Raw genomic sequence first — 22,146 nt, 5'->3', positions numbered from 1 at the left:
GCAACAGATACAGGGGCGTCGCCAAGCGGTAAGGCAGCAGGTTTTGATCCTGCCATGCGTTGGTTCGAATCCAGCCGCCCCTGCCATTTTCTATACTCATCCAGGTTACCCTCAGCCTCTAGGTACTGCGCGTGTCCAAGATGATGGTCTTTACGGGGAACGCTAACCCCGATCTGGCTCGGCGTGTTGTACGTCAGCTGCATATCCCTCTCGGTGACATCTCTGTCGGCAAATTTTCCGACGGCGAAATTACTGCCGAGATCAATGAAAACGTTCGCGGTAAAGACGTTTTCATTATTCAGCCGACTTGCGCTCCGACCAACGATAACCTGATGGAACTGGTAGTGATGGCTGATGCCTTCCGCCGCTCCTCGGCTACTCGTATTACTGCTGTTATTCCTTATTTTGGTTATGCCCGTCAGGATCGCCGTCCGCGTTCCGCACGTGTGGCTATCAGCGCGAAAGTCGTTGCTGACATGCTTACCGTAGTCGGCATCGACCGTGTTCTCACGGTTGATCTGCATGCTGACCAGATTCAGGGTTTCTTCGATATTCCGGTAGATAACATCTACGGCTCCCCGGTTCTGGTGGATGACATTGAAGATCAGCGCTTCGAAAACCTGATGATCGTGTCCCCGGACATTGGTGGCGTCGTGCGTGCACGGGCTGTTGCCAAATCCCTGGGCGTGGATCTCGGGATCATCGACAAACGCCGTGAGAAAGCCAATCACTCTGAAGTGATGCATATCATCGGTGATGTCGAAGGGCGTACCTGCATTCTGGTCGATGACATGGTCGATACCGCCGGCACTCTGTGCCACGCGGCCAAGGCCCTGAAAGAGCATGGCGCAGCCAAGGTCTTTGCCTACTGCACACACCCTGTGCTGTCGGGTCGGGCCATCGAGAATATCGAAAATTCCGTGCTGGACGAGCTGGTGGTGACCAACACCATCCCGCTGTCCGCTGCAGCACAAGCCTGTGCACGTATCCGTCAACTGGATATCGCACCGGTTGTTGCCGAAGCGGTTCGCCGCATCAGCAATGAAGAATCGATCAGCGCGATGTTCCGTTAAGGGCCCTGCCCTTCTCGAAATGTCTCGTTGACGAAAAGCGCCCCGCCCCGGCATTCCTGTCGGGGCGGGGCTTTTTTGCCCATACCGTGTTCGGCGCTGGTCGCAAACGCCACTCGGTCATGGCTATTTTGGAGATACAAAATGAACGATTTTACTCTGAATGCTGAAGTGCGTTCCGACCTGGGGAAAGGTGCGAGCCGCCGCCTGCGTCGTCTCGCAAGCCTGGTTCCAGCTGTAGTTTACGGTGGCGACAAAGCCCCTGAATCCATCAGCATGCTGGCCAAAGAAGTTGCCAAACTGCTCGAAAACGAAGCGGCTTACAGCCACATCATCGAGCTGAACGTTGGTGGCAAGAAGCAGAACGTCGTGATCAAAGCTCTGCAACGTCACCCGGCCAAAGGCCACGTGATGCACGCTGACTTCGTACGCGTTGTAGCTGGCCAGAAACTGACCGCTATCGTTCCTGTGCACTTCATCAACGAAGCTGCTCCAGTGAAGAAAGGCGGCGAAATCTCGCACGTTGTTGCCGAGATCGAAGTTTCCTGCCTGCCAAAAGATCTGCCTGAGTTCATCGAAGTCGACCTGGCTGACGCTGAAATCGGCACCATCGTTCACCTGTCGGACCTCAAAGCTCCTAAAGGTGTCGAGTTCGTTGCTCTGGCACACGGCGATGACAAGGCAGTAGCCAACGTCCACGCTCCACGTGTTGCTCCAGAAGCTACCGAAGAAGGCGCAGCAGAGTAATTTCACTCTGTTCGTCGGAGTGAGTGAAACATCGCGGACTGGAACGTAGCGAGAAAGCGGGCGAGAACGCGGAGTTTACATTCATGGTAAATGAGCAATTTTCGTCCACTTTCGCCGCCTTCACTGCTTGCGGCGATGTTATCCACCACTCCAAGGAAGGGCCCCTATCGTGACTGCCATCAAACTGATCGTTGGCCTGGGAAATCCAGGCGCTGAATACGAACAGACCCGGCATAACGCAGGGGCCCTTTTTGTTGAGCGCATCGCTGCCGCGCAAGGTGTGAACCTTGTGGCCGATCGCAAATATTTCGGCCTGACCGGGCGCTACTCGCATCAGGGTCAGGATGTTCGTCTGCTGATTCCCACTACCTACATGAACCGCAGCGGCCAGGCCGTGGCGGCACTCGCCGGTTTCTTCCGCATCAAGCCTGAAGAAATCCTGGTGGCGCACGACGAACTCGACTTGCCTCCGGGCGTCGCCAAGCTCAAGCAGGGCGGCGGCCATGGCGGTCACAACGGGTTGCGCGACATCATCGCGCAACTGGGCAATCAGAATACTTTCTACCGCCTGCGGCTTGGCATCGGCCACCCGGGCGTCGCCAGTATGGTTTCAAATTTCGTCCTGGGTCGTGCGCCACGCGCCGAACAGGAAAAACTCGATGCCAGCATCGACTTTGCCCTCGGCGTGCTGCCGGATATCCTCGCCGGTGAATGGAACCGCGCGATGAAAAACCTGCACAGCCAGAAGGCCTGACTCTAATCCGAGGGGAAACACCATGGGATTCAATTGCGGCATCGTCGGCCTGCCTAACGTCGGCAAGTCCACCCTGTTCAACGCCCTGACCAAATCCGGTATCGCGGCCGAGAACTTCCCCTTCTGCACCATCGAGCCGAACAGCGGCATCGTGCCGATGCCGGATCCACGTCTGGAGGCTCTGGCGGCCATCGTCAATCCGAAGCGCATCCTGCCGACCACCATGGAATTCGTCGACATCGCAGGCCTGGTGGCCGGCGCGTCGAAAGGTGAAGGTCTGGGCAACAAGTTCCTGGCCAACATTCGCGAAACCGACGCCATCGCTCACGTCGTGCGCTGCTTCGAAGACGACAACGTGATCCACGTGTCCAACAGCGTCGACCCGAAGCGCGATATCGAAATCATCGACCTGGAACTGATCTTCGCCGACCTCGACAGCTGCGAGAAGCAACTGCAGAAAGTCGCGCGCAACGCCAAGGGTGGTGACAAGGACGCCGTGGTTCAGAAGGCTCTGCTGGAGCAACTGATCGCGCACTTCACCGAAGGCAAGCCTGCGCGCAGCCTGATGAAGAACATGAGCGCTGACGAAAAGGCCGTGATCAAGGGCTTCCACCTGCTGACCACCAAACCGGTCATGTACATCGCCAACGTCGCTGAAGACGGTTTCGAGAACAACCCGCACCTGGACGTGGTCAAGGCCATCGCCGAAGAAGAAGGCGCCATGGTCGTTCCGGTGTGCAACAAGATCGAAGCGGAAATCGCCGAACTGGATGACGGCGAAGAGAAAGACATGTTCCTCGAGGCCCTGGGCCTGGAAGAGCCTGGCCTGAACCGCGTGATCCGCGCCGGCTACGAAATGCTGCACCTGCAGACCTACTTCACTGCTGGTGTCGAAGAAGTCCGCGCCTGGACCGTCCGCGTCGGTGCCACCGCACCACAAGCCGCTGGCGTGATCCACACCGACTTCGAAAAAGGCTTCATCCGCGCCGAAGTGATCGCCTACAACGACTTCATCCAGTACAAGGGCGAAGCCGGTACCAAGGAAGCCGGTAAATGGCGCCTGGAAGGCAAGGACTACATCGTCAAAGACGGCGACGTAATGCACTTCCGCTTCAACGTGTAAGCAACACGCCCAAGAAAAAGCCGCGTTTGATACGCGGCTTTTTTGTGCCTGACAGATTTGTATGCAACACCAGCAATACCCTGTGGGAGCGGGCTTGCTCGCGAAGGCGATGTGTCAGCCACATTAATATCGACTGATACACCGCCTTCGCGAGCAAGCCCGCTCCCACAGTTGGAATTGTGTAGGTCAGGTTTTTTTGGTGCGCGGCAGGAAAATCGCCAACACACCAAATAGCGGCAAGAACGAGCACAGGAAGTACACGTACTCAATCCCGTGCACATCCGCCAGATGCCCAAGCAGCGCCGCGCCAATCCCGCCAAACCCGAACATCAAGCCGAAGAACACCCCGGCAATCATCCCGACATTGCCCGGCACCAGTTCCTGCGCGTAAACCACAATCGCCGAGAACGCCGAAGCGAGAATGAAGCCGATCACCACGCTGAGGACAGTGGTCCAGAACAGATCGACGTGCGGCATCAGCAAGGTGAACGGTGCCACGCCGAGGATCGAAAACCAGATCACCGCCTTACGCCCGATCTTGTCGCCAATCGGCCCGCCAAAGAACGTCCCCGCCGCCACTGCGCCGAGAAACAGGAACAGGTGCAGCTGCGAACTGGCCACCGACAGGTCGAACTTCTCGATCAGGTAGAACGTGAAATAGCTGGTGAGGCTGGCCATGTAGAAATACTTGGAGAACACCAGCAAGCCGAGCACCACCAGCGCACTGGTCACCCTGCCCTTCGACAGCCCGTGAGTCGCCGCCTGCCCGGCCTTGAGTTTGAACAGGTTCAGGTGATGGGCGTACCAGCGGCTGATGCGGTACAGCACGAACAGCGCAAACACCGCGAACAGACCGAACCACGCCACGTTGCCCTGACCGAACGGAATAATGATCGCCGCTGCCAGCAACGGGCCGAACGCAGAACCGGCGTTACCACCGACCTGGAAGGTCGATTGCGCCAGACCGAAGCGCCCGCCCGAGGCCAGCCGCGCGATCCGCGAAGCCTCGGGGTGGAAGGTCGAGGAGCCGATACCGATCAGCGCCGCCGCCAGCAGAATCAACGGAAAACTGCCGACCATCGACATCATCACGATGCCGATCAGCGTGCAAACCGAACCTGCCGGCAACAGCCACGGTTTCGGATGGCGGTCAGTGTGATAACCGACCCACGGCTGCAGCAACGATGCTGTCAGTTGAAAGGTCAGGGTAATCAAACCGACCTGGGTGAAGCTCAAACCATAGTTGGCCTTGAGCATCGGATAGATCGACGGCAGCACCGACTGAATCAGGTCGTTGATCAAATGCGCCAGCGCCACCGCGCCGATGATACGCATCACCAACGGGCTGCTTTGGGGAGGAGCGGACGCCGAGGCAGCGGCGGTCTGAGCGTTGCTGATAGCCATGAAAGTTTCCGTACAGCAGATGGGTGCACGCAGGCAGGTGCGCCAATGTGCCATTTTTCGGTGCGCCAGCGCCATCCCCTTAGCCAGCTAACTAACGTCCAACTCCATAACTCATCAACCCCTGTAGGAGCTGCCGCAGGCTGCGATCTTTTGATTTTGTTTTTAAGGGCAAGATCAAAAGATCGTCCGATCGCGGCCCGAGCCTTCGGCAGCTCCTACATGGGATAGGTGATAGCTCAACGCCATGGTCTGAATCTTGCCTTGCTTCTCTCCTCGAACGCGGCCGCCTTACAAAGGCAGCCGAGAATGGGAAGTTTCGCTACAGAGCCGGCCTACAGAGCGGGCGAGAGTGAACTTTCGAGGCCTTTTAGCAGGGCACGACATCGAGGTCGCACGACCGCGATGCACGCCATTGGTGCGTGGTGTCCAGAGGAGTCATGAGGCATGCAGGCTTTCTTGTCACCGGGGATCAAATTGCTGGGGCGGTTTGGATTCGCACGTAAATTCCAGCTGTTGTTTCTGCTGTTCATTCTGCCGTTGGCCGGCAGTCTGTTGATGATCGGCCAGGACTATCGCGACAAGCTCAACCTGATTTCCGGCGAACGTGCCGGGGTGCGCCAGTTGCTCAGCCTCGATGCGCTGGACAATCTGCTCGCCGCCCAGCGTGACCGCGCCGCCCGTTGGCGCGCCACCGAAACCAATCGCCAGCCGACCCCGGCAACCCTCGCCGCCATGGCCGCGTTCGACAAGGTTCAGCCCGCCGTTGTGCAAGCCACCACGGATCTGGGCAACGCCCTGAAAAATGAAGGCGCCGAAGGCGAAACCCTCGCTCGCTATCAAGCCCTGCAAACCGCACTCGGCGGTCTGGATTCGAAAAGCCTGAGCAGCGTCGGCTGGTGGCCGGACGGTTATGACCGTTTCACCAACGCCCTCAGCGCCCTGCAAGCCTTGCGCGAGCAGATTGTCATGGACAACCGCCTGACGCTGGCGCCATGGCTGGAAACCTATCTGCTGACGCAGATCTCCACGCAGCACGCACCGGATCTGATCGAGCGCGTGGGCCGCCTGGCGGCGGTCGGCCAGGCTTCGGTGGTCTCGGGACAATTCACTTTGCAGAGTCGCTTGCAGCTGCGTGACCTGCGCGGCCGCATCGGCGACGCCCGCGAGCAGCTTGTCAAAACGGCAGGCCTGCTCGAAGCGCGCCTGCCGAGCGATCTGCAAACCTGGGCCGGTCAGTACCACGACAGTCTCAAGCGCCTCGATGCTGGGCTGAAAGTGCTGGATGACGGCGTGTTCGGCGGCAGCATTACCCTCAAACCGGAAGACTTCGAACGCAGCCTCGATGCACTATTGGGCGACCTTGCGTCGTTGCGCCAGCAATCACTGCTGTCGCTGGATCAGCGTCTGGACGCCTACCACGCTTCGGCGATTCGCCAGTTCATCGTGGTCGCGGCGATCTTCGGTTGCCTGCTGTTGGCGGCGCTGTACCTATTCGTCTGCCTGCAGGCTTCGATCCGCCGCAGCGCCAGCGGCATTACTCTGCTGGCCGAGGCCCTGCGTGACGGCAACCTGAGCCTGCAAGTGCCGGTGGTGGGCCGCGATGAGCTGGCGGCGATCAGCACCGCGCTCAACGTTGCCGTGGTGCAACTGCGCGCCAGCATGCTCGGGGTCGATCACGAGACCTCGCAACTGAGCCACGCGGTGCGCAGCCTCAACGATCACTCCAGCGGCGCGCTCAGTGAAGTCGAAGCGCAGCAATTGCAGATCAGCCAGATCGCCGCCGCTGCCACGCAACTCGCCGCCACTTCGCAAGGGGTGGCGCAGAGTTGCGAACAGGCTTCCGGCAGCGCCCAGCACACGCGGCGCATCGCTGCCGACAGCAGCCGCGACAGTCAGCGCACCACGGCGAGCATTCAGCAACTCAACCAACGCTTGAACGACACCGCTGCCGCACTTGGTCGAGTCAGCGAACAGGGTCAGCAGATTCAACTGGTGGTCGACACCATTCGTGGCGTCGCCGAGCAGACCAACCTGTTGGCACTCAACGCTGCGATCGAGGCGGCACGCGCCGGCGAACAGGGACGCGGCTTTGCCGTGGTCGCCGATGAAGTGCGCAGCCTGTCGCAGCGCACCCAGTCATCGACCGCGCAGATTGCCGGCACGGTCGACAGCCTGCGCGCCACGGTCAACGAAGCGGTGAGTCTGATGGAAGCCGCGTGCGGCCAGGCGCAATCGGATGCCGAAGCGGTGACCGGTCTTGGTGAACGTCTCGGCGAAATCGCCAGCGCGGTGCAGAGCGTCACTGACACCCTGGCGCAGATCGCTACCGCCGTCGAAGAACAGGCAAGCACCGCCGATGAAGTCAGCGGCAATATCCAGCAGGTCGATCAGGCCGCGGTGCGTCTGCTGGAAGGCGCCCGTGCAGTGAACCTGGCGGCGGACACCCTGAGCCAGGGCAGCAAGGCCCTGAGCGACAACACCGCACGCTTCCGCCTCAGCTGATCCGCGCCTCGGGGAAGTCTGCTTCCAGCTCGGTCTTCAGCCACTGAATAAACCACGCCGCATCCGCCGACAGTTCGGCGGACGGCGTGAGGACCCGATAGCTTTCCAGCTTCACCTGGGCGTCCACCGCGCGCACCAGTTTGCCGGACTTCAGTTCCTCGCGAACCAGCACTTCGTTGGCCAGGGCTATGCCCTGCCCGCTTTCGGCCACCGACAGCGCGTGATCGTTGTTGACGTAGAGCATGTCCGAATTGAGGTGAATATCCAGGTCGTGCGCGGCGAACCACAGGTTCCACCATTCGCCGTCATCGACGTGGATCAGCTCGTGACGAACCAGATCGGCCGGGCTGGTCACAGGTCCGATGCTGGCGAGATAGTGCGGGGTGCAGATCGGAAACACGCGCGGGCAGATCAACGCTTCACGGGAGTCGGCGTACTGCCCGTCGAGGCCATAAACAATGCCCAGATCGGCGCTTTTGCCATCGACTTCGGTGAAGGTCGAGTTCGGCTCAATGGCGAATTTCAAACCTGGCCGCAAATGACGCATCGCTTCAATCCGTGGCATCAGCCAACGCTTGGCGAACCCCGGCACCACCATGATCCGCAACCAGCGCTCGGCCTCTTTGGGCTGCGCTTCCTTGCCGGCCTCGATAATCAACTGCAGGGCCGCGGCGATCTTGCGGTGGTACTTCTCCCCCGCCGCTGTCAGGTTGACCCCGCGCGAAGTGCGCTCGAACAACTGAATGCCCAGCCACTCCTCCAGCAACTTCACGTGCCGACCAATCGCTGGCTGGGTCACATGCAGGGCTTTCGAGGCTTCGACGTAGCTGCCCAAGCGCGCGGCGGCATCAAAGGCACGCACCGCGTTGAGCGGCGGCAAACGCTGGTCGGGCATGATTCCTGGCACCTTTGGCTGTTAAATTAACTAACACCTGCCATGTTTAAATTGAAGTTTCGCCCCGCGCAAGCCCTCGCTGATAATCGAGCCACAGCAGAACAAAAAAACAGCTGGTTTCACCCCGAACGCAATCTCGATCCTGCCCAGAAAAATAATATCCATGGCCCGACGACGTCGCTGATTCACAGCGCCATCGCAGGCGATGGGGGAATCGGAGGTAACGCATGAATGCCCTGCATTCGCTGCAAACGCTGGCGGTGTCGATCCGCTCGGTGCGCAAGGTTTACGGTGATCCGAACACCGGTCCGGTGGCGTTGAAAAACATCGACCTGGACATCCACGACAACGAATTCTTTACCCTGCTCGGCCCTTCCGGCTGCGGCAAAACCACCCTGCTGCGGATGATCGCCGGCTTCGAGTTTCCCACCGAAGGCGAGATTCTGCTGTACGGCGAAAACATCGCTGATCGCCCGCCGTTCCAGCGGCCGGTCAACACAGTGTTCCAGCATTACGCACTGTTCCCGCACATGACCATCGCCGAAAACCTGGCCTTCGGCCTCGAATCGCAGCCGATGGGCAAAGTCCTGAGCAAGACGCAGATCGCCGAGCGCGTGCGCGAGATGCTCGCGCTGGTGCAGATGGAGCGCTTCGCCCAGCGTAAACCGGCGCAGCTGTCCGGCGGCCAGCAACAGCGTGTCGCCCTCGCCCGCGCACTGGCGCCACACCCCAAAGTGCTGCTGCTCGATGAGCCACTGTCAGCGCTCGATCTGAAGCTGCGCCAGGCCATGCGCGAAGAGCTGAAATCGATTCAGGCCAAGACCGGCATCACCTTCATCTTCGTCACCCACGACCAGGAAGAAGCGCTGACCATGTCCGACCGCATCGCCGTGTTGTCCGAAGGCGAAGTGCAGCAGGTCGGCCGCCCCGAAGACATTTACGAACGCCCGCGCAATCGCTTCGTCGCCGACTTCATTGGCGAAACCAATTTCATCGAGGGCACGGTCACGCAAGTCGAAGACGGCATGGCCTGGTTCGCCGGGCCGGCCGGGCATCCGTTGCCGGCGCAAGCATGCAGCGATGTGGCGGTCGGCGCCAGCGTGACGTTGTCGGTGCGTCCGGAACGCCTGCATCTGGTCGCAGCCGACATGGAAAACGCCTTGCCGTGCCGGATCGAAGCGCAGATCTACCTTGGCACCGATCTGCAATATCAGGTCAGCCTCAGCGACGGTTCGCGCCTCACCGTGCGCACGCCCAACTGCGTCGATCAGAGCCTGCGCTTTGCCGTCGGCAGTCAGGCCGGTCTGTTGTTCGACCGGGGAAGCGCCAGCGTCCTGCACGATTGAGCCCGAGGAGTTGCCATGCACGCCTTACCGATTGCCAACACGCTGGAACGCCGCAAGGCTTTCCAGAGCTTCCTCGGAGTGAGCCCGGCGCTGCTCGCCATCGGCTTGTTTCTGGTGGTGCCGATCCTGATCGTCATCGGCTATTCGCTGATGGAAGCCAACCCCTACGGCGGGGTCAATAAAGTCTTCAGTACTGATGCTTACACCTCGTTGCTGTTCGAACGCCAGATGGACGACAGCCTCGCGTTCGCCGACTCCTATCTGATCATTGCCCTGCGCTCGATCGGCATCGCCGGGCTGACCACGATCATCACCCTGCTGATCGGTTTCCCGGTCGCGGTGTGGCTGGCGATGCAACCGGCGCACCGGCGTGGCTTGCTGATCTTTCTGATCACCGTGCCGTTCTGGGCCAACCTGCTGATCCGCACTTACGCGTGGATTCTGCTGCTGCGCAACACCGGAGTGATCAACAACAGCCTGATGGGCATGGGCGTCATCCATGAGCCGTTGCAGTTGTTGTACACCGACGGCGCGGTGCTGCTGGGGCTGGTTTACACCTACGCACCGTTCGTGGTCTTGCCGATCTACGCGACGCTGGAAAAGATGGATATCCGCCTGCTCGAAGCGGCGCAGGATCTGTATGCCGGACGCGTGCGCACCTTGCGCAAAGTGGTGTTGCCGATTGCCAAACCGGGGATTCTCGCCGGCGCCATCCTCACCTTCGTGCCTTGTCTGGGCGCAATGATCGCTCCGGAATTGCTCGGCGGCGGCACGCGGATGATGCTCGGCAATCTGATTTTCCGGCAGTTCAGCGATGCCCGTAACTGGCCGTTCGGCGCCGCACTGTCGCTGGTGCTGATGGCCGCCGTGATGCTGGTGCTGACCGTGTATGCCCTGCGCGCCGAGCGCCAGCGCATCGCCAAGGGAGGTGCGTGATGCTCGGATTATTCAAACGCAAAGGGCTGGGCGTGCAGGACTTCCCCGGCTTCGGCGGCTTCAGTTTCCTGTTCTATCTGTACCTGTATGCGCCAATCGTGGTGCTGGTGGTGTTCTCGTTCAACGCCAACCAGTCGGCGACGGTGTGGACCGGGTTCAGCCTCGACTGGTACCGCGCCGCGTTCGCCAATCAGGCCCTGCGCCAGGCCGCCGGCAACAGCCTGTTGATCGCGGTCTGCGCAAGCATGATCGCCACCGCGATTGCCACCCTCGCCGCCCTCGGTACTTCGCGCGGCGCCAGGTTCAAGGGCCTGCAACTGTCGATGGGCGCAATCATGCTGCCGCTGGTGTTGCCGGAAATCGTCGTCGGTGTGGCGACGCTCGCCTTGTTCTCCACCATCGGCCTGTCACTGGGTTACGGCAACCTGATCATCGCCCATACGGTGTTCTGCATTCCGTTCGCCTACCTGCCGATCCGCGCTCGCCTCAACGACATGGACCTGTCGCTGGAACAAGCCTCCGCCGACCTCTACGCCGGCCCGTGGCGCACCTTCCGCAAAGTGACCTTGCCGCTGCTGATGCCGGGGATTTTCTCCGGGCTGATGCTGGCCTTCATCGTCTCGCTGGATAACTTCGTGATCTCGATGATGGTCTCCCAGGCCGGCACCACCACCCTGCCGATCTTCATCTTCGGTCTGTTGCGCATGGGCGTGACACCCGACGTCAACGCCGTCTCGACCCTGATCCTCGGCGTCTCGGTGCTGTTCGTCAGCCTCTCTTACCTGCTGGGCAAAAAGCCCGCCTGAACCTTCTACGAACCGTGGGGAAATAACATGAGCAAGTGGATGAAAAGCGTCGGCACCGGGTTGTTCCTGACTGTGCCGCTGATCATGGCCGGCAGCGTTCAGGCCGCGGAAAAACTCAACGTGGTGAGCTGGAGCGGGTACTTCTCGCCGGAGATTCTCGCCAAGTTCCAGAAGCAGACGGGCATCGAAGTCACGGTCGATTCCTACGACTCCAACGAGACCCTGCTGGCCAAGCTGAAACAGGGCGGCGCTGGCTATGACGTGGCGATTCCGTCGCACCAGTTCATCCCGATTCTGATCAAGGAAAACCTGCTCGAGCGTTTCGATCCGGTCAAGGAACCGTACTACGCCAGCGTTGTGGATAACCTGAAAAAACCGAGCTGGGACCCTGAAGGCGCGTATTCGGTGCCGTTCATCTGGGGCACTACCAGCGTGGTGCTCGACAGTGCGCGCTACCAAGGGCCGGCCGACAGCTACAAAGTTTTGTACGAGCCGCCAGCCGAGTTGCAGGGGCGGATCAACATGTTCGATTCGGTCAGCGATATGGTCGACATGGCCAGCCTGTATCTGAACATTCCGCTGTGCAGCGAAGACCCGAAACAGATGCAGCAGATCCTCACGCTGCTCAAGGCGCAGAAGCCGTTCGTGAAGACTTACAGCTCCAAGGCCGGCTCGATTCGCGAGAACCTTGCCTCGGGTGAAATCGACATGTCGATGTTCTGGGGCGGCTCGTCGATGCGCGCCCGGGAGATGAAACCGAGCCTGAAATACCTGTACCCGAAAGAAGGCGTGCTGGCCTGGGTCGACAACATGGTCATCCCCACCGGCAGCAAGAATCCGGCGAATGCCAAGGCGTTCATCGCGTTCCTCAGCCAGCCGGAGAACTCGGCGATGACGCAGAACTTCCTCAAGCACCAGAGCCCGATCAAAGGCGTCGAACCGTTCCTCGACGCGGCGCTCAAGGATGCGCCGGAATTACACATTCCCGAGGGTACCAACGTGGTGTTCAGCAAGACCTGCGGTGAAGGCGCGATCCGCCTCGCCGACCGTCTCTGGACCAACCTGATGCGTTGATCCCTGCCGCCCCGGTATGCAGCCGGGGCGTTTCTCCAGCCGTCTGAAAGGCGCCGTTGTCATGAACTCCAATAACATCAGCGAACTGGTCCTGCTGCAGGCCCACGCCCTCGCCGACCGCATCCGCCTGCGTCAGGTGTCCTGCCGCGAAGTGATGCAGACTTATCTTGCCCATATCGAACGTTTCAATCCGATGGTCAATGCGCTGATCAGCCTGCAGGCGCCCGATGTTCTGCTGGCTCAGGCCGATGCGCGCGACGCTGAACTGGCGCGCGGTGAATACCGTGGCTGGATGCACGGCCTGCCCCACGCAATCAAGGATCTGTCGCTGACCCAGGGCATCCGCACCACGCTGGGTTCGCCGCTGTTCAAGGACTTTATCCCCGAGCGCGACGGCATCATGGTCGAGCGGATCAAAGCGGCCGGCGCGATCATCATCGGCAAGACCAACACCCCGGAATTCGGCCTCGGTTCGCAGAGTTACAACCCGCTGTTCGGTGCGACTGGCTGCGCTTATGACCCGAGCAAAACGGCGGGCGGCAGCAGTGGCGGCGCAGCGGCGGCGTTGGCGATGCACCTGGTGCCGGTGGCCGATGGCAGCGACATGATGGGGTCGCTGCGTAATCCGGCGGCGTTCAACAACATCTTTGGTTTTCGTCCGTCGCAGGGCCGCGTGCCGTTTGATGACAGTGCAGATCTGTTTTTCGATCAACTCGGTTACGAAGGGCCGATGGCCCGCAGCGTGCGCGATGCAGCGTTGTTGCTGTCGGTGCAGGCCGGGGGCGATGCGCGGGCGCCGCTGTCGATCAGCGAATCCGGGGAGGCATTTGCCGAACCGCTGGAGCGCGACTTCAAAGGCACTCGGTTGGGGTGGCTGGGGGACTTCAATGGCTATCTGCCGATGGAGAGAGGTGTGCTGTCGCTGTGTGAGAAAACCTTTGCCGACTTTGAAAGCATCGGTTGTCAGGTTGAGTCGGTGGAGCCGGGTTTCGCGCCTGAGCGGTTGTGGAGCAGTTGGCGGACGTTGCGGCACTGGATGGTCGCGGGGTCTTTGGGCGCGACGTATGCCGATCTGCAAAAACGTGCGTTGTTGAAACCGGAAGCGATTTGGGAGGTGGAGAACGGCTTGAAGCTATCGGCCAGCGAAGTGTTCGCCGCATCCGCGGTGCGCAGCGATTGGTATCGGGCGATTTCGCGCTTGTTCGAACGATACGATTACCTGCTGCTGCCGAGCGCGCAGGTCTTCCCGTTCGATAAAACCCAGCCTTGGCCGACGTCTATCGAGGGCGTGAGCATGGACACGTATCACCGCTGGATGGAGGTGGTCATCCCCGGCACGCTGTCGGGTTGCCCGGTCGCCAACGTTCAGGCGGGATTCAATTCAAATGGTTTACCGATGGGCCTGCAAATCATCGGCAAGCACCAGGCCGACTTCGCTGTCCTGCAATTGGCGTACGCGTATGAACAGGTCAGCCGCTGGTTCCAGCGCTGCCCTTCACCGCTGCTCGGCCAATGATTTTGATAAACGGTTGAAAGCGTAGAAAAAATTTTTAAATTTACGCTTGACGCTTTTCCATTTCAGGGGAATAATGCGCGCCACTTGGCTACATAGCTCAGTTGGTTAGAGCATAGCATTCATAATGCTGGGGTCCGGGGTTCAAGTCCCTGTGTAGCCACCAAGTACTAAAAACGGCTTACCGAAAGGTAAGCCGTTTTTTTATGCCTCGAAAAAACATCATCTGTGGTGAGGGGATTTATCTCCTCACCACAATGCCAAACCTGACCTATTCAGGCTGCTCTGCCGACAAGGCCATCAACCCCCTCGCCCAGATCTGCCGAGTGCGTAACCCGACCATCGCCCGCCAGTCAGGATCAGCCGGATAGAACTGTTCCAGCAGTTTCAACTTGATCGCCCGCCCCGTCGCATCCAGCGGATCGCCATGCAGATGCAGCCAATGGTCATCACGCAAATAACGATGCACCTGCGGCCCCGGATACGTTCCGCATTCGATCACGAATGGCATCAGCTGCACGCCGGGCAACGCATCGAGCAATGCCTGTGAGGTGTAGCCGGTAGCCGTCGCTGCGACACCGGTTTCGCTCAACGTTTCGGCGCCGGTGTGCAAGGTGTACAGCCACGGGCCGTAGATCGATTGCGCCTGGGTCAGTGCCGGGTAAGGCGCTTTGGTGATGGTCAGCAACATTGGATGGCCGTACTCGCCGGCGCCGGTGTGCAGGTCGAAACACATCACGGTTTCCGCATCCGCCAGATGCGCGTCGATGATCTGGTGCAGCGTGCGATTCGACCAGCTCGGCGCGCGGCCGCCATAGAACAGTCCATCGGGATGGCTGTGCTGACCGCCCTCGACAATCGACATCACCGCTGGCCAGCCGTGTTCGGCAATCTGTGCGTCGAGCAAAGCGTCGGCGCGCTGACGCTCGGGGCCGTGCAAATCGGTGCAGGTGTAGATCTCGTGCAGCGTGGCGTAGGCGCGGTTGTCCGGCAACGGGGCGGTGAAATCCAGATGGTTGCGGTTGAGGTCGATGTTGTCTTCGTTGACCCGGCGCAGCCACGCGGTGCCCCATGGGTTGATCAGGTGGATCATCACCACTGCGACATCCTTTGGCAGCGAGCCGGGAACGAAAGCCTGCAGCCAGTCAATCTGACATTCCGAACCGTAATAGCCCTCGACCCCATGGGTGCCGCTGAGTGCGACCAGCCGGCGCTTGGCTTGCGGGTCTCCGAGCACCGCGACATCGGTGCTCAGCGGTTCGCCAAAGGGGCCGCAACGCGGGTGCGCATACGAAGTGAGCGTGGCGCCAGCGGCGTTGGCGGCGGCAAGAAACCGTTCACGTTGATCGCGGTAGCTGGATTCGGTGGGGAACTCGCTGTGCATGCGTCGCCTCTTGTTGGTTTTGTATTTGTGGGAGCGAGCTTGCTCGCGAAGGCGATTGTGCATTCAACATTTTGGTTGCCTGACACGCCGCATTCGCGAGCAAGCTCGCTCCCACAGGGGCTTTGTTTCAGTTCGATGAATTTGGGATTGACCCTAGCGAATATCCGCCCCGAAAAGAAAGACAAAAATGCCCACCGGTTTGCGTCGCGACCGACCGGTCGATAAAGTCCGTCAGACCTTTCACCCCACGGACGGAGAGCCCCACGTGTTTCCAGCCCTGCCCCTGAGCCGCTTTCGCCTGCCTGCCCTGACGCTGATCATCAGCGCCCTGACCCTCACCGCGTGCAACGCCCCGCCCTCCTCGACCTTGCCGCTGGCGCCGGAAGCCGCTTCCGGTTACCGCACCGACCTGCAGACTCGCCACGCCAGTCAACACATGGCCGCTGCCGCCAACCCACTGGCCGCCGAGGCCGGGCGCGAGATGCTGCGCAAGGGCGGCTCGGCCATAGACGCGGCGATCGCCATGCAGGCGGTGCTGACTCTGGTAGAACCGCAATCCTCCGGGATCGGTGGCGGTGCGATGATCGTGTTGTGGGACGGCAAACAGGTGCGCACTTATGACGGGCGCGAAACCGCCCCGGCGGGTGCCACCGAGAAGCTGTTCCTGCAGGCCGACGGCAAACCGATGCCATTCCCCCAGGCGCAGATCGGCGGTCGGTCGGTGGGCACCCCGGGCGTGCTGCGTGCGCTGGAAATGGCACACAAGCAACACGGTCGCCTGCCGTGGGCCACGCTGTTTGAGCCGGCGATCAAACTCGCCGAGCAGGGTTTCGTGATCTCGCCGCGCCTGCATTCGCTGCTGGAATCCGACCCGGCGATCCGTAAATCACCGGACATGGCCGCCTACTTCCTCAACCGCGACGGCAGCGTCAAAGCCATCGGCACCCGTCTGCAGAATCCGGCATTGGCCGCCGTGCTCAAGCGCATCGCCAACGAAGGCCCGGACGCGCTGTACAAAGGCCCGATTGCCGAGGAGATCGTCGCCAAGGTGCAGGGCCACGCCAATCCCGGGAGCCTGTCGCTGAATGATCTTCAGCGCTATCAGGCCAAGGAACGCGCACCGCTGTGCACCGACTACAAGCGCTGGCAGGTCTGCGGCATGCCGCCGCCATCATCGGGCGGGATCGCCGTGGCGCAGATTCTCGGCACCTTGCAGGCGCTGGAAAGCCGCGACCCGCGCCTGTCGCTGACGCCGCTCAAACCGGTGAAAACCAACAAACCGGCCGGTATCGAACCCGATCCCCAAGCGGTGCACCTGATCGCCGAAGCCGAACGCCTGGCCTACGCCGACCGTGCGCAATACGTCGCCGACACCGATTTCGTTCCGGTACCGGTCAAAGGTCTGGTCGACCCGGGTTATCTGGCCAGCCGCGCCAGCCTGATCGGCGAACGCAGCATGGGCAGCGCCCAACCGGGCACCCCGCCGGGCGTGCAAGTGGCCTACGCGCCGGATCGCTCGCCGCTGCGCATTTCCACCTCGCAAGTCGTCGCCGTGGATGACTTGGGCGGTGCGGTGTCGATGACCACCACCATCGAAGCGGCGTTCGGCTCGCATCTGATGGTGCAGGGCTTTTTGCTGAACAACCAGATGACCGACTTCTCGTTCATCCCCGAAGAGAACGGGCAGAAAGTCGCCAACCGCGTCGAACCCGGCAAACGCCCTCGCTCGTCGATGGCGCCGACGCTGATCTTCGACCGCAACAGCGGCGAATTCCTCGCCAGCGTCGGCTCGCCGGGCGGTTCGCAGATCATCGAATACGTGGCCAAGACCACCGTCGGCCTGCTCGACTGGAACCTCGACCCGCAAAGCGCCATCAGCCTGCCCAACTTCGGCAGCCGCAACGGCCCGACCGAACTGGAACAAGGCCAGTTCAGCCCGGCGTTGATTCAGGCGTTGAAGGACAAGGGCCATGCGGTGAATGAAATCGACATGACCAGCGGCACCCAGGCGATCGTTAGGGTCAAGGATGCGCAGGGTAAAGCGTCTTTGGAGGGTGGCGCGGATCCGCGGCGTGAAGGGGAAGCGTTGGGGGATTGAGGTTACGCAGAAACAAGAAAAGGCTTACCGCGAGGTAAGCCTTTTTTCATGCAACGGGTTTAACGCGCAATATCACCCGGCTCAGCGATTAGCCACCAGATGCGCCCCAAACAGCAGATAACAACCACCGGCCAAGCGATCCAGCCATTGCCGTGAACGCTCGTAAACACTCGCGATCCGGCGGCTGGCGAAGAACAACGCAACGCTGCAATACCAACTGAACGACAGCGTGGCCATGGTCAGCACAGCCAGTGTTAGCAGTAGCGGCGGGACGTGGGCCGGCATTGCGGTGGCGAAGATGGTGGCGACGAACAGTGCCGACTTGGGGTTGGTCATGTTGCCCAGAAAGCCCCGCCCGTAGGCGCCCAGCAGGGTCTGTTGCGACTCATCCAGCGTACCGGCGGCAATCGGCGCTTTGCGTTTGAACTGCTTGAGGCCGAGGTAGATCAGGTAGCAGCCACCGGCGATCTTGAAGCTCAGGTACAGGGTTGGCGCCGCGCTGAACAAGGTCTGAATCCCCAAACCGCCGGCCAGGCCCCACAACACGGTGCCGCTGGCGACGCCCAGCGCCGCGACCATGCCATGGCGTCGGGAACGGCTGACCGCCAGTTGGGCGATGTTGAAGAAGTTCGGGCCGGGGGTGACCACCGCGACCGTCCACAACAGCGCCAGCGACAGCAACGGGGCGAGATAGCTGGAAAGCGAAAGGTCCATGGGGCGAGCGCCTGATTGGTTCGACAATGCCCCACACCTTGCTACATCCGGCGCGCGTTTTCCATCAGATGCAGGTCACAGCGGCAGGGTTTTACCGTCCACCGCATCGCCAATCGTCAGGAAATGCCCGCCGGCCACGTGGTGCAGCGTGCGCAAGCCATCATGCCCGTCGAAATGCCAGCGCCCGTCGCTGAACACCCGCTCATCGGCCTGGGCGGCGATGACTTCGGCGAGGAACAGGTCGTACTGCTCGTGGTTGCGCGGTTCTGGCAGCAAGCGGCATTCGAGCCAGGCCACGCAGCCTTCGAGCAGAGGCGCCTCGACGGTTTCACCGGCGAAGGTTTGCAGGCCATAAGCCTGAAACTTGTCCTGCCCCTGATTCTGCTGGATCTCCAGCCCCGAGGTATTGCCGACGGTTTGCACGATGTCAGCCTGATTGACGCACGGCACGTTGAGCACAAACGTGCCGGACGCTTCGAGCAACTGGCGCGTCCAGGTGGACTTGTCGAGGACGACGGCGACTTTCGGCGGTTCGAAATCCAGCGGCATCGCCCAGGCGGCGGCCATGATGTTGCGCTGGCCGTCATGGGCAGCACTGACCAGCACGGTCGGCCCGTGATTGAGCAGACGGTAGGCTTTGTTCAAGGGCACCGGGCGGCGGTGGGAAGCACTCATGGGGATCTGCTCCGGGGAAAAGGAACAGATTGTAGCGCCAGACCACAGAAAGAAGGCGGATGAAAAACCTGTGGGAGCGAGCTTGCTCGCGAAGGCGATAGGTCAGTTACATCAATGTTGAATGACACACCGCATTCGCGAGCAAGCTCGCTCCCACATGGGATCAATGGAGGTTAGTTAGACAGTTGATTGGCAAACTGGCCGACCGCATCCACCACTTTCTGCGCGCCGTCCTGAATCTCGACAATCACCGTGCCCGCTTCCGCCGCCAGCGCCAGGCCTTGCTCGGCCTGCAGCTTGCCATCGGTCATCAGCGCCACAGCATTGCGCGCCATCTCCTGGTTCTGCCGCACCACGGTGACGATTTCTTCGGTCGCCTGGCTGGTTCGCGAGGCCAGTTGCCGTACTTCGTCGGCCACCACCGCAAAGCCTCGGCCCTGTTCACCAGCGCGAGCCGCCTCAATGGCAGCGTTGAGCGCCAGCAGGTTGGTCTGCTCGGCAATGCCGCTGATGGTTTTGACGATGGTGCCGATCACCTGCGACTGCTCGTTCAGCGCCTCGATGCCCTCACCGGCCGCCTGCATGTGTCTCGACAGATCACGCATCACATTCACCGCCTCGGTGACCACCGTGGTGCCACGTTGCGCGGTGTTGTCGGTTTGCTGCGAAGTGCTGTAGGCAATGCTCGCCGCGTCGGCAACCGCTTGTTCGCGGTTGACCTGATCGGTAATCACCGTGGCGAATTTCACCACTTTGTACAGTTTGTTGTTGGCGTCGACCACCGGGTTGTAGGACGCCTCCAGCCACACCGTACGACCATGGCTGTCGACCCGCTTGAAGCGCTCGGCGACAAACTCACCGTTGTTCAGGCGACGCCAGAAATTCTGGTACTCGGCGCTGTTGTACTCCTCGGGTGTGCAGAACATCCGGTGATGTTTGCCTTTGATCTGCGCCAGGCTGTAACCCATGCCATGCAGAAAGCGCTCGTTGGCATTCAACACGTTGCCATTGAGGTCGAACTCGATCACCGCCGTCGAACGCACCAACGCACCGATCAGGTTTTCGTGTTCGCGAGAGGCTTCGATGGTGCGGGTCAGGTCACTGGAAAAGATCGAGAAATGCTTGATCCGCCCGTCCGAGGAACGCACCGGTTGCACGATGGAGCGCAGCCACGCCTCTTCGCCATTACCGCGCGAGAGGCGCACGGCCCCGGCGAAATGCTCGCCCCGCGTCAGTGCGGCCTTGAAGCGATGATGGAATTCGTCGGACTTCACATGCGCCGGGACGATGTCTTCAATGGCACGCCCCACCAGGTCCTGGCTCTTGTAGAGCATCTCGGTGAGGAAGTTCTGGTTGACCGACTGGATCCGCCCATCGGCCTCCAGGGTCAGCACCAGCATCTCGCTTTCCAGGCTTTCCTTCACCTGCAGCAGGCTGGAGAGTTCTTCACGAAGAGTGGCCAGCTCTTGCTTGAGGCGTTTGTTGAACATGGGAAAGTACCGATAGGCAGGGTAGAAAGCGGGATGCAGCCTAACCATCGGCCTTGGAAAAGTTTTCTGAAGAGCGATTGAGACCGGTCAGTCAAAAATAATCCCGTCGGGCTTTTGCTCCTATTCATCGCCCTCACTGAGCCGTTACAAAAGCCACCGCTCTGGACCGGCCACTTCAGGTATTCTCAGGGCAAATTGCAACAACATGTTGCCGGTAACTGCCCGATAAGGAGTCCCGTTTTGGATTTATCGACCGCTGCCTGGATGGTTCACGACACCCGTCTGATTCTCTGCTGCCTGTTGGCGATTGCCACAATTATCGTGTTGATCAGCGCCACCAAACTTCCGCCCTTTCTCTCGATCCTGATCGGCACTTTTATTGCCGGTGTCGGCGCCGGTTTGCCCCCGGAAGACGTGGCCAAGGCGTTCAGCAAAGGCGCCGGGGCGATCCTCGGTGAGGCCGGGATCATCATTGCCCTGGGCTCGATGCTCGGCGCGCTGATGGCCGAGTCCGGCGCGGCCGACCGCATCGCTTCAACCTTGCTCGGCCTGGGTAAAGGCAAGTCCCTGCCGTGGGTCATGGCGCTGGTGGCACTGGTGATCGGCCTGCCGCTGTTCTTCGAAGTGGGGCTGGTGATGATGGTGCCGATCATCTTTGTCATGGCCGGTCGTTCGGGCCAGCCACTGTTGAAAATCGCGATTCCGGCCCTGGCCGGGATGACCACCCTGCACGCCTTGATGCCGCCGCACCCCGGGCCGCTGATCGCGGTCAGCGCGCTGCATGCCGACCTTGGGCTGACCATGTTGCTGGGCTTCAGCATCGCGATTCCGGCGGTGATTCTGGCGGGGCCGCTGTACGGCAACTGGCTGTCGAAACGCATGCACGTCGATGGGCCGGCAGAGCTCGGCGCACTGTTCAGCGCCCCACCGAAAGCGCCGCGCCAGCCGAGTTTCGGCATGTCGCTGCTGATCATTCTGTTGCCAGTGCTGCTGATGCTCGGCAGCACCCTGGCGAAAGTCGCGATGAGTCCGGAAAGCAGCGTCGCCCTGACCCTGAAGTTCCTCGGCGAACCGTTGGTGGCGCTGGGCATTGCGGTGATGGCGGCAGTGATCTGCCTCGGTTGGGCCAACGGCATGCCGCGCGAGCAAGTTGGCGGCACGCTGCGCAAAAGCCTGGCACCGATTGCCGTGTTGCTGCTGACGATTGGTGCCGGCGGCGGCTTGAAGCAGACCTTGCTGGACGCCGGCGTCAGCCAGACCATCAGTAAAGTCGCCGAAGGTGCGCATATGCCCTACCTGCTGCTGGCCTGGCTGATTGCCGTGGCACTGCGTCAGGCCACCGGCTCGGCGACCGTCGCCACGACCACGACGGCGGGGATCCTGGCGCCGATGATGGCCGGACTCGCCGCGACGCAAAGCTCGTTGGTGGCGCTGGCGATTGGCGCCGGCTCAGTGTTCTTCTGCCACGTGAACGATGCCGGCTTCTGGATGGTTCGCGAGTATTTTGGCTTGCAGCTCAAACAGACGATCTGGGTCTGGTCGATTCTGCAAACCATTGTCTCGGTGGTGGGACTGGTCGGAACTTTGCTGTGGTGGCACTGGCTGACCTGACACT

At 60.9% G+C, this 22,146-nt stretch carries 17 protein-coding genes, 2 tRNA genes and 2 pseudogenes; 14 read left to right on the top strand and 7 right to left on the bottom strand.

The window, feature by feature from the left end; all coding sequences use genetic code 11:
• Window positions 1-11: 11 nt before the first annotated feature.
• The 5 genes from NTD85_RS23375 (at window position 12) to ychF (ending at window position 3,694) form a co-directional block, all read left to right on the top strand.
• A tRNA-Gln gene (locus NTD85_RS23375) sits at window positions 12-86 on the top strand.
• A 45-nt stretch (window positions 87-131) separates the two neighbouring features.
• Window positions 132-1,073: a ribose-phosphate pyrophosphokinase gene (locus NTD85_RS23370; RefSeq protein ID WP_003171603.1), complete on the top strand. Its 942-nt coding sequence runs from the start codon at window positions 132-134 to the stop codon at window positions 1,071-1,073.
• 141 nt (window positions 1,074-1,214) lie between these two features.
• Window positions 1,215-1,817, top strand: coding sequence for a 50S ribosomal protein L25/general stress protein Ctc (locus tag NTD85_RS23365; protein WP_003228162.1), 603 nt, complete (start codon window positions 1,215-1,217; stop codon window positions 1,815-1,817).
• Window positions 1,818-1,986: 169 nt separating this feature from the next.
• Window positions 1,987-2,571, top strand: a complete 585-nt coding sequence (gene pth, locus NTD85_RS23360; protein ID WP_003228164.1) for an aminoacyl-tRNA hydrolase — start codon at window positions 1,987-1,989, stop codon at window positions 2,569-2,571.
• A gap of 22 nt (window positions 2,572-2,593) precedes the next feature.
• A complete protein-coding gene (ychF, locus tag NTD85_RS23355) occupies window positions 2,594-3,694 on the top strand; it encodes a redox-regulated ATPase YchF (RefSeq protein WP_003228166.1) in 1,101 nt (366 codons plus the stop codon).
• 186 nt (window positions 3,695-3,880) lie between these two features.
• Here ychF and NTD85_RS23350 read toward each other — a convergent pair whose 3' ends face one another.
• A complete protein-coding gene (locus NTD85_RS23350) occupies window positions 3,881-5,098 on the bottom strand; it encodes an MFS transporter (protein ID WP_003228168.1) in 1,218 nt (405 codons plus the stop codon).
• A gap of 444 nt (window positions 5,099-5,542) precedes the next feature.
• Here NTD85_RS23350 and NTD85_RS23345 point away from each other — a divergent pair, with 444 nt between their 5' ends.
• On the top strand, window positions 5,543-7,600 hold the full coding sequence (locus NTD85_RS23345) for a methyl-accepting chemotaxis protein (protein ID WP_262143319.1): 2,058 nt from the start codon (window positions 5,543-5,545) through the stop codon (window positions 7,598-7,600).
• Here NTD85_RS23345 and NTD85_RS23340 read toward each other — a convergent pair.
• A complete protein-coding gene (locus NTD85_RS23340) occupies window positions 7,593-8,495 on the bottom strand; it encodes a LysR substrate-binding domain-containing protein (RefSeq protein WP_262143318.1) in 903 nt (300 codons plus the stop codon). The genes NTD85_RS23345 and NTD85_RS23340 overlap by 8 nt on opposite strands.
• A 227-nt stretch (window positions 8,496-8,722) precedes the next feature.
• On the opposite strand from NTD85_RS23340, the gene NTD85_RS23335 reads away from it, so the two are divergent.
• From NTD85_RS23335 to NTD85_RS23310, 6 genes are all read left to right on the top strand, one after another.
• Window positions 8,723-9,841 carry an ABC transporter ATP-binding protein gene (locus NTD85_RS23335; protein ID WP_262143317.1) on the top strand — a complete coding sequence of 373 codons (1,119 nt, stop codon included), beginning with the start codon at window positions 8,723-8,725 and terminating at the stop codon, window positions 9,839-9,841.
• A 15-nt stretch (window positions 9,842-9,856) separates the two neighbouring features.
• Window positions 9,857-10,777, top strand: a complete 921-nt coding sequence (locus tag NTD85_RS23330; protein ID WP_003228174.1) for an ABC transporter permease — start codon at window positions 9,857-9,859, stop codon at window positions 10,775-10,777.
• Window positions 10,777-11,583, top strand: a complete 807-nt coding sequence (locus NTD85_RS23325) for an ABC transporter permease (RefSeq protein WP_003228176.1) — start codon at window positions 10,777-10,779, stop codon at window positions 11,581-11,583. Before NTD85_RS23330 ends, NTD85_RS23325 begins: the two co-directional genes overlap by 1 nt.
• 39 nt (window positions 11,584-11,622) lie before the next feature.
• Window positions 11,623-12,657, top strand: coding sequence for an extracellular solute-binding protein (locus NTD85_RS23320; protein WP_410017548.1), 1,035 nt, complete (start codon window positions 11,623-11,625; stop codon window positions 12,655-12,657).
• A gap of 61 nt (window positions 12,658-12,718) precedes the next feature.
• A complete protein-coding gene (locus NTD85_RS23315; protein WP_262143315.1) occupies window positions 12,719-14,173 on the top strand; it encodes an amidase in 1,455 nt (484 codons plus the stop codon).
• Window positions 14,174-14,259: 86 nt separating this feature from the next.
• Window positions 14,260-14,336: transfer RNA gene (locus tag NTD85_RS23310), tRNA-Met, on the top strand.
• 105 nt (window positions 14,337-14,441) lie between these two features.
• Here NTD85_RS23310 and NTD85_RS23305 read toward each other — a convergent pair.
• Window positions 14,442-15,554: a M14 family metallopeptidase gene (locus tag NTD85_RS23305; protein WP_262143314.1), complete on the bottom strand. Its 1,113-nt coding sequence runs from the start codon at window positions 15,552-15,554 to the stop codon at window positions 14,442-14,444.
• 265 nt (window positions 15,555-15,819) lie between these two features.
• Here NTD85_RS23305 and ggt point away from each other — a divergent pair, with 265 nt between their 5' ends.
• Window positions 15,820-17,652 carry a gamma-glutamyltransferase gene (gene ggt, locus NTD85_RS23300; RefSeq protein ID WP_262143324.1) on the top strand — a complete coding sequence of 611 codons (1,833 nt, stop codon included), beginning with the start codon at window positions 15,820-15,822 and terminating at the stop codon, window positions 17,650-17,652.
• An 81-nt stretch (window positions 17,653-17,733) separates the two neighbouring features.
• Here ggt and NTD85_RS23295 read toward each other — a convergent pair whose 3' ends face one another.
• The 4 genes and pseudogenes from NTD85_RS23295 to NTD85_RS27840 form a co-directional block, all read right to left on the bottom strand.
• Complete coding sequence (locus NTD85_RS23295; RefSeq protein ID WP_262143313.1) at window positions 17,734-18,366, bottom strand: LysE family translocator; 633 nt, start codon at window positions 18,364-18,366, stop codon at window positions 17,734-17,736.
• Between the two features lie 75 nt (window positions 18,367-18,441).
• Window positions 18,442-19,041 (bottom strand): flavin reductase family protein, encoded by a 600-nt coding sequence (locus tag NTD85_RS23290; RefSeq protein ID WP_103521180.1) that lies wholly within the window; start codon window positions 19,039-19,041, stop codon window positions 18,442-18,444.
• 173 nt (window positions 19,042-19,214) lie between these two features.
• Window positions 19,215-19,652: pseudogene (locus NTD85_RS27845) on the bottom strand (methyl-accepting chemotaxis protein); the annotation flags it as partial.
• 102 nt (window positions 19,653-19,754) lie between these two features.
• Window positions 19,755-20,441: pseudogene (locus NTD85_RS27840) on the bottom strand (PAS domain-containing protein); the annotation flags it as partial.
• 330 nt (window positions 20,442-20,771) lie between these two features.
• On the opposite strand from NTD85_RS27840, the gene NTD85_RS23280 reads away from it, so the two are divergent.
• Complete coding sequence (locus NTD85_RS23280) at window positions 20,772-22,142, top strand: GntP family permease (protein WP_262143312.1); 1,371 nt, start codon at window positions 20,772-20,774, stop codon at window positions 22,140-22,142.
• Window positions 22,143-22,146: the final 4 nt, after the last annotated feature.

Origin of the sequence: Pseudomonas sp. 13B_3.2_Bac1 (assembly GCF_025466205.1) — a bacterium.
Classification (GTDB): domain Bacteria; phylum Pseudomonadota; class Gammaproteobacteria; order Pseudomonadales; family Pseudomonadaceae; genus Aquipseudomonas; species Aquipseudomonas fluorescens_H.
This window is presented reverse-complemented; position numbering and strand designations above follow the sequence as displayed.